Origin of the sequence: Methylobacterium sp. WL120 (assembly GCF_008039465.1) — a bacterium.
Taxonomy (GTDB): domain Bacteria; phylum Pseudomonadota; class Alphaproteobacteria; order Rhizobiales; family Beijerinckiaceae; genus Methylobacterium; species Methylobacterium cerastii.
Window position 1 is genome coordinate 1 of record NZ_VRUT01000163.1, and the last position, 10,348, is coordinate 10,348.

General features: G+C 72.4%; 13 protein-coding genes. 7 read left to right on the forward strand and 6 right to left on the reverse strand.

Features of this window, described 5'->3' with window-relative positions:
• Positions 1–954 (forward strand): EAL domain-containing protein (locus FV229_RS22305; RefSeq protein ID WP_147754061.1); only part of this gene is annotated, 954 nt, incomplete at its 5' end.
• 3 nt (positions 955–957) lie between these two features.
• Here the strand turns inward: FV229_RS22305 and FV229_RS22310 are convergent.
• A complete protein-coding gene (locus tag FV229_RS22310) occupies positions 958–1,437 on the reverse strand; it encodes a DUF3368 domain-containing protein (protein WP_147754062.1) in 480 nt (159 codons plus the stop codon).
• A 5-nt stretch (positions 1,438–1,442) separates the two neighbouring features.
• Complete coding sequence (locus tag FV229_RS22315; RefSeq protein WP_147754063.1) at positions 1,443–1,706, reverse strand: UPF0175 family protein; 264 nt, start codon at positions 1,704–1,706, stop codon at positions 1,443–1,445.
• 114 nt (positions 1,707–1,820) lie between these two features.
• Here FV229_RS22315 and FV229_RS22320 point away from each other — a divergent pair, with 114 nt between their 5' ends.
• On the forward strand, positions 1,821–2,705 hold the full coding sequence (locus tag FV229_RS22320; protein WP_147754064.1) for a TIGR01459 family HAD-type hydrolase: 885 nt from the start codon (positions 1,821–1,823) through the stop codon (positions 2,703–2,705).
• A gap of 303 nt (positions 2,706–3,008) precedes the next feature.
• Here the strand turns inward: FV229_RS22320 and FV229_RS22325 are convergent, their stop codons facing one another.
• On the reverse strand, positions 3,009–3,203 hold the full coding sequence (locus FV229_RS22325) for a hypothetical protein (protein ID WP_147754065.1): 195 nt from the start codon (positions 3,201–3,203) through the stop codon (positions 3,009–3,011).
• Between the two features lie 221 nt (positions 3,204–3,424).
• Between FV229_RS22325 and FV229_RS22330 the strand changes: the two genes are divergently transcribed.
• The 4 genes from FV229_RS22330 (at position 3,425) to FV229_RS22345 (ending at position 6,823) form a co-directional block, all read left to right on the forward strand.
• Positions 3,425–3,832, forward strand: a complete 408-nt coding sequence (locus FV229_RS22330; RefSeq protein WP_147754066.1) for an AraC family transcriptional regulator — start codon at positions 3,425–3,427, stop codon at positions 3,830–3,832.
• A 543-nt stretch (positions 3,833–4,375) separates the two neighbouring features.
• The gene (locus FV229_RS22335) at positions 4,376–4,630 is read left to right on the forward strand and encodes a hypothetical protein (protein ID WP_147754067.1); all 255 of its coding nucleotides are present in this window, start codon (positions 4,376–4,378) and stop codon (positions 4,628–4,630) included.
• A 187-nt stretch (positions 4,631–4,817) separates the two neighbouring features.
• The gene (locus tag FV229_RS22340) at positions 4,818–5,021 is read left to right on the forward strand and encodes a hypothetical protein (RefSeq protein ID WP_147754068.1); all 204 of its coding nucleotides are present in this window, start codon (positions 4,818–4,820) and stop codon (positions 5,019–5,021) included.
• Positions 5,022–5,065: 44 nt separating this feature from the next.
• Positions 5,066–6,823, forward strand: coding sequence for a carbamoyltransferase C-terminal domain-containing protein (locus tag FV229_RS22345; protein WP_147754069.1), 1,758 nt, complete (start codon positions 5,066–5,068; stop codon positions 6,821–6,823).
• Positions 6,824–6,860: 37 nt separating this feature from the next.
• On the opposite strand, the gene FV229_RS22350 is transcribed toward FV229_RS22345, so the two are convergent.
• From FV229_RS22350 to FV229_RS22360, 3 genes are all read right to left on the reverse strand, one after another.
• Positions 6,861–7,550, reverse strand: coding sequence for a haloacid dehalogenase type II (locus tag FV229_RS22350; RefSeq protein WP_147754070.1), 690 nt, complete (start codon positions 7,548–7,550; stop codon positions 6,861–6,863).
• Between the two features lie 8 nt (positions 7,551–7,558).
• A complete protein-coding gene (locus FV229_RS22355; RefSeq protein ID WP_147754071.1) occupies positions 7,559–8,053 on the reverse strand; it encodes a hypothetical protein in 495 nt (164 codons plus the stop codon).
• A gap of 108 nt (positions 8,054–8,161) precedes the next feature.
• Positions 8,162–9,358, reverse strand: coding sequence for a PLP-dependent aspartate aminotransferase family protein (locus tag FV229_RS22360; protein ID WP_147754072.1), 1,197 nt, complete (start codon positions 9,356–9,358; stop codon positions 8,162–8,164).
• A 370-nt stretch (positions 9,359–9,728) separates the two neighbouring features.
• Between FV229_RS22360 and FV229_RS22365 the strand changes: the two genes are divergently transcribed.
• On the forward strand, positions 9,729–10,259 hold the full coding sequence (locus tag FV229_RS22365; protein WP_147754073.1) for a TspO/MBR family protein: 531 nt from the start codon (positions 9,729–9,731) through the stop codon (positions 10,257–10,259).
• Positions 10,260–10,348 lie beyond the last annotated feature (89 nt).

Genomic DNA, 10,348 nt, shown 5'->3' on the forward strand with positions numbered 1-10,348 from the left:
CCCCCCCCCCCCCCCCCCCCCCCCCCCCGCCCCCCCCCCCCCCCCCCCCCCCCCCCCCCCCCCGCCCCCCGCCACCCCGACGACGCCGAGGCCGCCGCCGACGCCCCCAACGAGGACGAGGCGGTGATCGCGGCCTTCGACGGCGACGGGCTCGAGGTCCACCTCCAGCCGGTGGTGACCCTGCCGCAGCGCAAGGTCGCGTCCTACGAGGCCCTGGCGCGTCTGAGGCTCGCCGGCGTGGTGCTGACGCCCGAGGCCTTCCTGCCGGCGCTGGAGCGGCACGGTCGCTCGACCGAGCTCGACCGGCGCATGCTGCAGCGGGTCTCGACCATCGCCCGCCACCTCGTCGGCCGTGGCAGCGAGGCGGCGGTGGCCTACGGCCTGTCGCCGCTGTCGCTCTACGAGCCCGGGTTCCTGCGCGGGATCGCGCGGCTGGTCGCGGCGGAGCCGGCCTTGGCCGGCCGCCTCGTCGTCGCCCTGCCGCAAGCGAGCTGGCGCAACCTCGACGCCGAGCAGGCCGGGGCCGTCGCCGCGCTGAAGGGCCGGGTCGGCTTCACACTCGACCGGCCGACCGACCTGCGCTTCGACGCGGCGGCGCTGGCCGGCCACGGCGTCGGCCAGGTCAAGGTGCCGGCCGAGCTGCTGCTGCGCCCCGGCCCCGCCCGGCGCAGCCTGTCCGACATCGCGGTCGAGGACCTGGTCACCGCGCTCGCGCGGGCCGGCATCCGTCTGGTCGCGACGGAGGTCGGCACGGAATCCGACGTGCCCGACCTGATCGACCTCGACGTGCCGTTCGGGCAGGGGCCGGTCTTCGCGCCGCCGCGCCCGGTGCGCGCCGACGTGCTCGCCGCGCAGGCCCCGCCGGTCCCCTCCGCGCCGCCTGCCCCGGACGACCCGCCCGAGCCGGCCCCCGAGCGCCGCCCGTTCCGGGCGTTCCTGCGCCGGGCGAGCTGAGCGTCAGGGCTCGGGGTGCCGGGCGATCAAGGCATCGAAGAGCGGGGGTCTGCAGCGGAAGTTCGTCGCCCGCAGCCGGTCGACGGCGTCGCGCACGTCGAGAAGCCTGCGCCGCGCAGCCAGATCGATGATCCCGAGCGTGCCGGTGACGGCGAACCCCCTGGCCCGCGCCGCACCGACGCCGGCGCGATCGTCCATCAGGATCAGGTCCGCCGAGAGAGCGGAGGCCAAGCGCAGCGCCTCGCGCTCGCCGGCATCCAGCCTCCCGAGCGACGGGTCCGACCCGGTCGGATCGGGCTCGATCGCGAGCCGGGGCGGAGGCGCCGACATCCAGCCGCGCACCAGGGCCGGCGCTTCGGGATGGCTCAACTCCCGACGCACCGTCTCGAGGATCGAGACCCCGGTCAGCAGGATCGGCAGCACCGAGATCCGACGGATCAGGACGAGGTAATGGAGCGGCCCGGTATCTGCGACGGCGCGCAACGGATCTAAAGGCCGAGGCGGTCGAGGTCGCGGCGGTCGGCGTCGAGGTCGGGCACGTCGTAGGCGACGAACACGTCGCGGGCCTTGAGGAAGGCGTCGAGCGCCGCGCGGGTGCCGAACCCGAGCAGGGCACGGAGCTCGGCTTGGGTCAGCCGGCCGGCGCGGAACTCCTCGACCGCGAAGGCCTCGAGCGCACGGCGCCCGAGGTCGCCGCCGTCGGCCGCGAGGCGGCGGGCGAGGTCGTCGGGGATGGGCACCGTCACGTTCATCCCGTGAGGCTACGCCGGGACCGCCGATCGCGCAAAGCGCCCGCGATTGCCAACCCGGGCCACGGCGCCTAACCCGGCCGACCACCGCCCCCAAAAATCCGTCCGAGACCGCCGATGCCCGATCCGATCCCGACGCTGTCCGGCCTGTCCGGCATCGCGGATTCCTACGACCTGATCCTGTGCGACGTCTGGGGCGTGCTGCACGACGGCACCCGCGCCCACACGGCCGCCGGCGCGGCGCTGATCGCCTTTCGCGAGCGCCTCGGGCCGCGCCCGCGCCGGGTCGTGCTCGTCTCCAACGCACCCCGCCCCTGGGCCGGCGTGCAGCGCATCCTCGACGGCTACGGCGTGCCGCGGGGCGCCTACGACGCGATCCTCACCTCGGGCGACCTGACCCGGGCGCTGCTGGCCGAGCGGCCCGGCGCGCGGGTCCACCATCTCGGGCCCGAGCGCGACGGCCCGATCTTCGAAGGGCTCGACCTGACGCTGGTGCCGGCCGAAGCCTGCGACCTCGTGGTCAACACCGGCCTGTTCGACGACGCCACCGAGACGGCCGAGGATTACCGCGCGACGCTCGCCGCCCTGAAGGCCCGCGACGTGCCGATGATCTGCGCCAACCCCGACCTCGTGGTCGAGCGCGACGGCTCGCTCATCCCCTGCGCCGGCCTGCTGGCCGAGGCCTATGCCGAGATCGGCGGGGCGGTGACCTATGCCGGCAAGCCGCACCGGCCAGTCTACGAGGCGGCTTTGGCGATGGCCGCCGGCCTCGACGACGGCGCCGCGCCCGACCCCGCCCGCGTCCTGGCGGTGGGCGACGCGATCCGCACCGACATCGCCGGCGCGCATGGCTTCGGCATCGCCAGCCTGCTCGTCGCCCGCGGGATCCATGCCGAGGAACTCGGGGTCACGGCCGCCCACCACAGCCTCGGCGACGTCGCCGGTTGGCTCTCGCGCCAGCCGGTGCGGCCCGACGCGGTGATCGAACGGCTCGCCTGGTAGCCGGCAGGTCTCGGCGATCGGCGTCGCCTAGGAATTTCGTCGGATTGCCCTTAAACGATGATCCGCGGTGCCGGCCGACCGGCGCCGACGCCGCAACCGATGGTCCGCCCGCGATGTCCGACGCCGCATCGTTCCGATCGTTCGCCCGTCGCCGCATCGGGCCCGCCGTGCCGTCCGGTGTCGCCGGAGCCGCATGCCCGTCGACCGGACGCCCTGCGCGATGACGCGCCTGGCCCAGCGCGACCCGTCGGCGTGGCGTGCGCAGGAGCGTTTCGTCGCGCGCCTCGGCTCCCTGCGGCAGCTTCAGGTCTTCAACGATCGCGGCGGCATCGCGGTCAACTTCGACATCATGCGCTCGGTGATGCCCGACATCACGATCGTCGGCAGCCAGAGCGAGAGCTTTTCCCTATGGGAGACGACTTCGTCGAGCGGCTTCATCACCAAACCGAAGTTCAACGCCGAACTGGTGACGATCCGCTTCGTCACGAACGGCTGCATCACCTATCGCGATCGCTCCGGCGAAGCCCTCGGCACCCCGACGCACGCCACGCTGGTCGGATTCGAGGACCTGCATGAGGTCCGCGCCTCCGCCGGCTTCAGCGCCCTCAGCGCGATGAACTCCGTCGAAGCCTTGGCGGCGGCCAACGAAGCTCTCACGGGCGGCAGCCGCGACGGATTGCAGCCGCTCGGCCCCGGTCGCCAAACTGACGGCCCCCGGCATGCAGGCCCTGTTCTGCACCCTACGGCAGATCTACGCGCAAAGCCCCGGCGTGCACCCACACGGCGACCTGATCATTCCCCTGATCCGCGAGATCTTCAGCTACCAGCTGCTCTCGGCCTGGCCGAAACGCGACACGCCGGTGCCGCACGCGACGCGGTACGCGCCGGCCCGGACGGTCCGCGCGGCCCTCGACTACATCGAGGCGCACCTGTCCGCCCCGCTGACGCTGGCCGACATCGCCGCCGCGGCCGGCCTAAGCGTCCGCTCGCTGCAGGACAAGTTCCGGCAGGCCGTCGGGCAGACGCCGGTCCAGTACATCATCGACAGCCGCCTGCGCAGGGTCCACCAAGATCTGCTCTCAGACAACAACGCGATGCATTCGATCGCCGAGATCGCCGTGCGCTGAGGCTTCGTCCACATGAGCGATTTCGGGCAGCGATACCGGCGGTTGTACGGCCGCGCGCCTCCGAGACCCGGCGCGACGCCGACCGGCGGACTTGAATCCCAGGACGAGCCTCCGGCGAGACCGGCGATCCGAGCTCCACGGCCGATATGAAAAATGCGCAATAAAAGTGTAAAAATCGCGCACATTTGACACTTCTAGTTTAAAATCGGACAAACAACACATCTGATGACGGCTGCGGCGTTTCGTAGCTCTGGATCCGGCCTATGCTTCCGATCGAATGCTTTTTATCGGAACCGAACGCTTTTCCAGTATCGGCACGCCTTCGTCGAAACGATAGTCTTCGGCGTCCGTCATGCGCGTCTTCGACATCTCCACGACACCTTCCGCCGACGCGTGCCGCGGGCTTCGCGACGTCCGCGTCGAAGCCGGTAGGCCCGATCCTCTGGAGAACGGGACGAGGGCCGAGACGCGGGCGCGCCGCCGCGCCGTGATCGCCGCCGTCCGCCCGCGTTCCGCCCCTTCCCGCCTCTCGCCGTGACGCCGATGCCGCATCGAGATCCCTGCAAGACCGACACCTCACCGTCCGAGCGCACCGCTCAGACGCTGAAGCGCATCGCGACGGCCCTGCGGTGTACCGTCGACGACCTGGCGAACGGCAAGGACGACGGCCGCCCGGTCGCCGAGGCCCGGGAGCTGCTGACCCTGTGGGACGCAATCGAGGGCGACGCCGGCCGCCGGACGGTACTCGAGGTCGCCCGCGCGGTCGTGCGTGCGCAGTCGGCGCCCCCGACGCCCTAGCCCCCTCGATGGTCGCCGCGTCCTCAGGCGCGGCGGGACCCGCGACGCTCGGACCTGCCTTCGAGCCGACCCGGTATCGGCTTCGCCTGTGCCACGGCCAAGCTGCCATCTTGCGGCCCAGCCAGCCCCGGATGCTGTCGCCGACGGTCGCCGCCCGGACGAAGGCAGGACCAGAAGGGGCATCCCGATGATCGAAACCGTGAAGGCTCGCGCCGTGACGGCGCAGGACGAGCAGCGCCTGGAGCGCTCCGTCGCCGCGACCCTGCGGGTGATCGCCGCCGCCCACGCCGAGCGGACCGCCCCCCCGATCCACGCCGCCCGCCGGCGCCTCGGCGAGGTCTACGGCGCAACCCGCCTCGCCCGCCGCCTGGAGCGGGCGCCCCGCGCCTGAGCGACGGTTGCCGGGTGGGCGCCGCGGCGTTAACCCGGTCGGCGATGCGGTATTATCTCGGCCTCGCCACCACCTTCCACGACCCTGCGCTCGCGCTGATCGGGCCCGACGGCACCGTCCTCTTCGCCGAAGGCTCCGAGCGGTTCCTGCAATACAAGCGCGCCCCGAACTGCGAGCCCGACCCGGCCACCCGCATGGTCGGGCTGCTCGCCGAATTCGTGCCGCAGGGCTCCGAGCTCGTCGTCGCCTCGACCTGGGGGCAGCAATTCACCGAGTTCCTGGAGGGGCAGGGCCGCGGCGGCGCCTTCACCCTCGACGCCTTGAGCCGGCACCCGCCGACGCTCAACCGCTCGTTCGTGCCCGAGCGCGCCGAGCGCATCTTCGTCGCCGAGATGGCGATCGCCCAGGCGCGTGCCGGCTACGGCACCCTGCTGGCGCTCGACCAGGAGACGCGGGGCCGCGGCGGCGACCCGCGGGCGCGGATCGTGCGGCAGGACCGCTTCACCCACCACCTTACCCACGCGGCCTACGCCCTGTGGGGCAGCCCGTTCTCGGACGCGACGGCGGTGATCGTCGACGGCATGGGCGAGACCGGGGCGGCGGCGCTCTACCGGATGGAGGCGGGCCGCATCGCCGAGGTGCGGCGCCACCGCGGGCGCGGCTCGGTCGGCTTCCTCTACGGGCTCGTCACGGACCTGGCCGGCTTCGACCAGCTCAAGGGCGAGGAATGGAAGATCATGGGGCTCGCGCCCTACGGCCGCACCGATCCGGGCCTCGTCGCGCAGCTCCGCCGCCTGTTCTCGGCCGAGAACGGCCGCCTGAAGTTCTCCGACGACGCCACCGTGCGCGATGTCGTCGCAACGATCCTGAGCCGCCGCCCGGCCGACCTCGGCGAGGCCGGCTGGGCCGATCTCGCCAAGAGCGGCCAGGACGTGTTTTCGGAGTTGATGGACATCCTCGTCGCCGAGGCCTGGGTCCTGAGCCCGCACGAGAACCTGGTGATCGCGGGCGGCTGCGGCCTCAACTCGTCCTACAACGGCCGGGTGCTCGAACGTTCGGAATTTTGCCGGCTTCACGTCCCGTCCGCGCCGGGCGACGACGGCAACGCGATCGGCGCGGCCTGGCTCGCCTACGCCGCCGACAACCCGGACTGGACCGGGCCGGCGCCGGAGGCCCGACCACTCACCCCCTATCTCGGCTCGCAAGTCTCGACCGCACCGATGGAGCGGCTGGCGGAGTGGGAGCCACGCGCGCGACGCGTCGGCCACGCGGCGGCGACGCGGGAGGCGGCGAAGATCCTGGCGGCCGGCGGCCTCGTCGGCTGGGTCCAGGGCCGGGCCGAGTTCGGCCCGCGCTCGCTCGGCAACCGCTCGATTCTCGCCGACCCGCGGCCGGAGGGCGCCAAGGACGCACTCAACGCCAAGGTGAAGTACCGCGAGGCCTTCCGCCCCTTCGCGCCCTCGATCCTGGCCGAGGCCGGCTCCGACTGGTTCGAGGCCTACGCCGACAGCCCGTACATGGAGCGCACCCTGGTGTGGCGCGAATCCAAGCGCGACCAGGTCCCGGCGGTGGTGCACGCCGACGGCACCGGCCGGCTCCAGAGCGTGACGCCGGAGCGCAACCCGGCCTACGCCGCGCTGATCGCGGCCTTTGCCGAGATCACGAACGTCCCGATCCTGCTCAACACCAGCTTCAACGTGATGGGCAAGCCGATCCTTCACACGGCGGAAGACGCGATCCTGATGTTCTACACCACCGGCCTTGACGCCCTGGTGGTGGAGGATTGGATCGTGGTGAAATGAGCGGTTCGTAGAGGTGCCTGAGGCGCCGACCCCCCCTTCAGAACAACCCTTCGAGATCCGTCAGCACCGCCACCGGCGCCAGGTCGGCGTACTCGTCGGGCTTGGCGCCGCGGTTGATCCAGGCGCAGGCGAAGCCGAAGGCGGTGGCGCCGGCCACGTCCCAGCGGTTCGAAGAGCAGAACAGCACCGCCTCCGGGCTCACGCCGAGCGCCTCGCCGACGACGGCGTAGGCGCGCGGGTGCGTCTTGAACACCTGGGCTGCGTCGACCGAGAGCACCGTGTCGAGGTGCGGCCGGATGCCGGCGGCATCGACCGAGCGGCCGAGCATGGCCGCGTCGCCGTTGGAGAGGAGCGCGGTGGTGAGACCGCGCTCCCGCAGCCGCTCCAGCACGCCCGGCACTTCGGCGTAGGCGTCGAGGTCGCGGTAGGCGTCGAGCAACGTGTCGCGTAGGGCAGGGTCGACGCTCGCGTGGCTGGCCAGGGCGAAATCCAGCGCCCGCTCGGTGAGCTGCCAGAACGGGACGTAGCGCCCGATCAGCGACAGGTTCCAGCTGTACTCGACCTGCTTGGTCCGCCACAGCTCAGACAAACGCGCGGCGTCCGGCCCGACCGCGTCGGCGTGGCGCTGCACCGCCGAGTGCACGTCGAACAGCGTGCCGTAGGCGTCGAACACCACCGCCGTGCGGCCTTCGAGCAGAGGACTTTCGAGTTTCGAAGTGGCTGACATCCGGGCCCCTACTTCTTGTCCAGCACCTCTATCGGGTTGGTGCGCTGGTTCGCGGCCGGCTCGCGGGTGAGGTTGCGGCTGCCCGATTCCTGCGGGGCCGCCTTGGCGCCCGGCGCGCCGGGGCCGCCTGTGGCGGTGCCACCGGAATTCGGCTGGGTCGGCACGGTGCCGCTGGCGAGCTCGAGGCAGGTCACCATCTCGACGTAGGACGGGTAGCCGCCGGCCTTGTACTGGTCCTCGCACTGGCGCTTGGCCGAGGGCGTGTAGTCGCCCCAGCGGCGCTCGGCCTCCTTCTTCGCGTCCCGCTCGGAGCGCAGGCAGCCGTCGACGTTGGCCTGGTCGCTGACGCCGCTGTTGGCGCGGCTCGCCGACTGGCAGGTCTTCGTGATGTCGAGGCTCGGCACCGTGTCGGCGAGCGCCCGGGTCGAGGCCGCCGGGGCGGCGAGGAGGGCGAGCGCCAGGGCCCCGGTGAGCGCGGCGCCGGCAAGGATGCGTGTCGTCATGGTCCGCTCTTGATCTCTCGGCGTGGAACGCGCCCCGAAGGTGTCAGGCACAACGCGCAGCCGGCCCGGGGGTCCCGCCGGACCAGAAATGATTCCACAGGGAGCCGCTCACGCTCCCGGATGCGCGGCCCGCAGCGCCGCGGCGAGGTCGGCGAACAGGTCGTCCGGGTCCTCGAGACCGGTGGAGAGTCGCAGCAGGTCGGGCGGGCACGGGGTGCCCGGCCCCTCGACGGAGGCGCGGTGCTCGATCAGGCTTTCGACGCCGCCGAGCGAGGTCGCCCGCTTCCACAGGCGCACCTGCGCGGCGGTGGCGATCGCCGCCGCCTCGCCCCCGGCGACCCGGATCGACAGCATCGCCCCGAACCCCTGCTCCATCTGCCGCGCGGCGACCGCGTGGCCCGGGTCGTCGGGCAGGCCCGGATACAGCACCCGCTCGACGTGCGGGTGCTGGGCGAAGCGGGCAGCGAGGTCGAGGGCGCCGGCGGATTGCGCGGCGGCACGCAAGGGAAAAGTGCGCAGGCTCCGCATCAGGAGGTAGGCCTCGAACGGCCCGAGGATCGCGCCGCCGCCGGCGCGGATCGAACCGATCCGGGTCCAGGCGGCGTCTTGCGCAACGGTGGCGAGGACGCCGGCGACGACGTCGGAATGGCCGTTCAGGATCTTGGTGCCGGAATGCATGACGAGGTCGGCGCCGAGGCGCAGCGGCCGGGTGTGGAACGGCGAGGCGACGGTGGAGTCGACCGCGAGCCGCGCACCCGCCGCATGCGCGATCTCGGCCGCGGCGGCGATGTCGGTCACCGTCCAGAGCGGGTTGCCGGGGGTCTCGATCCAGACGAGCTTCGTCCGCCCCGGCCGCATCGCCCGCCGCAGGGCGTCGAGGTCGTCCATGGCGACGAAGTCGAGGTCGAGCCGCCGCCGCGGCGCCTCCTCACGCAGCCAGCGCTTCAGCGCCCAGTACATCACCGCCGGCGCGACCACGTGGTCGCCGGGCTCCAGCGCGCCGAACACCGCGGTCGCCGCCGCCATGCCGGAGCCGAACAGCATCGCGGCCGGCGCCTCCTCCAGCATCGCCAGCACGGCCTCCGCCTCGCGCACGGTCGCGTTGTCGGGCCGCGCGTAGGAGAAGCCGGAGGAATAGCCGTTGTCGGGGTCGCGGATGAAGGTGGTCGACACGTGCAGCGGCGCCACCACCGCGCGGGTCACCGGGTCGACGTGCCCCATCGCCTGCGCGGCGAGCGTGCGCTTCGACCAGGTGGGGGGCTGCGGAGCGTCCGGTTCGGGCTGGGTGTCGACGGGCAGGGTCATGGCGGCGTCCGATAGCGCATCGCGCCGCCAGCGTCATCGCTGGCGTGTCCGCGCGCCTCCACGTCCCGGGATACGGCAGATGTTTCGACGCGAAGCCTTATGCGAGGTTGTCACCGTCATTCCGGGTCGCCGAGGGCGTGCCCGGAATCCAGAACCGCAGGTCGTGCTTCAGCTGAAGCCATCGGCGGCACTGAATCCCGGGCTTTGCTGCGCAGCCCCGGGATGACGGCGAGGGGTCGGGCCGATCGGAGTTGCCATCTCCCGCGACCGCGCGTTCTGGGTGTGGCGGCCGCGCGTCCTAGCGTCGGGGCATCACGCCTGACACGATCCACACCGACATCGCGATCCGAATCCGCAACGAGGTCCCCGTATGCCGCCCATCCAAGCCACCCCGATGCAGGTCCCGACGCGGCCGGCCCTGCCCTGGTGGCTGCGGCTGCCCGCCGCGATCCTGCCGGTGGGGGCGACCTCGCTGATCGGCGGGCTGGCGACCGGGTCCGAGATCGGGGGATGGTATGCGGGCCTCGTCAAGCCGTCCTTCAACCCGCCGAACGCCGCCTTCCCGATCGCCTGGACGATTCTCGACGTGATGATGGTGGTCTCGCTCTGGCGCCTGCTGGGCGCACGACCGGCCACCGGGCCGGCGCAAGGGGGCTGGCGGCTGGCGCTCGTGGCGTTCGGCGTGCAGCTCGCGCTCAACGCCGCCTGGACGCCGGTGTTCTTCACGCGTCACGCCCTCGGAGCCGGTCTCGTGGTGGTGCTAGCCCTCCTCGTGATGGTGCTGTGGACGATCAAGCTGAGCTGGCGCGTCGACCGGCTCGCGGCGTGGCTGCTGGTGCCCTACGCCGCCTGGGTCGCCTTCGCGAGCCTGCTCAACGCCGCGATCTGGCGGCTGAACTGACCGGGACTCGCTGCGGATTCGGATCGCGATGTCGGTGTGGATCGTGTCAGGCGTGATGCCCCGACGCTAGGACGCGCGGCCGCCACACC

Excerpts from the sequence above, each read along its gene's own strand:
- FV229_RS22330 (WP_147754066.1), top strand. The coding sequence starts at position 3,425 with ATGCAGGCCCTGTTCTGCACCCTACGGCAGATCTACGCGCAAAGCCCC.
- FV229_RS22365 (WP_147754073.1), top strand. The coding sequence starts at position 9,729 with ATGCCGCCCATCCAAGCCACCCCGATGCAGGTCCCGACGCGGCCGGCC.
- FV229_RS22360 (WP_147754072.1), bottom strand. The coding sequence starts at position 9,358 with ATGACCCTGCCCGTCGACACCCAGCCCGAACCGGACGCTCCGCAGCCC.
- FV229_RS22340 (WP_147754068.1), top strand. The coding sequence starts at position 4,818 with ATGATCGAAACCGTGAAGGCTCGCGCCGTGACGGCGCAGGACGAGCAG.
- FV229_RS22335 (WP_147754067.1), top strand. The coding sequence starts at position 4,376 with ATGCCGCATCGAGATCCCTGCAAGACCGACACCTCACCGTCCGAGCGC.
- FV229_RS22315 (WP_147754063.1), bottom strand. The coding sequence starts at position 1,706 with ATGAACGTGACGGTGCCCATCCCCGACGACCTCGCCCGCCGCCTCGCG.
- FV229_RS22350 (WP_147754070.1), bottom strand. The coding sequence starts at position 7,550 with ATGTCAGCCACTTCGAAACTCGAAAGTCCTCTGCTCGAAGGCCGCACG.
- FV229_RS22320 (WP_147754064.1), top strand. The coding sequence starts at position 1,821 with ATGCCCGATCCGATCCCGACGCTGTCCGGCCTGTCCGGCATCGCGGAT.
- FV229_RS22355 (WP_147754071.1), bottom strand. The coding sequence starts at position 8,053 with ATGACGACACGCATCCTTGCCGGCGCCGCGCTCACCGGGGCCCTGGCG.
- FV229_RS22325 (WP_147754065.1), bottom strand. The coding sequence starts at position 3,203 with ATGCAGCCGTTCGTGACGAAGCGGATCGTCACCAGTTCGGCGTTGAAC.
- FV229_RS22345 (WP_147754069.1), top strand. The coding sequence starts at position 5,066 with ATGCGGTATTATCTCGGCCTCGCCACCACCTTCCACGACCCTGCGCTC.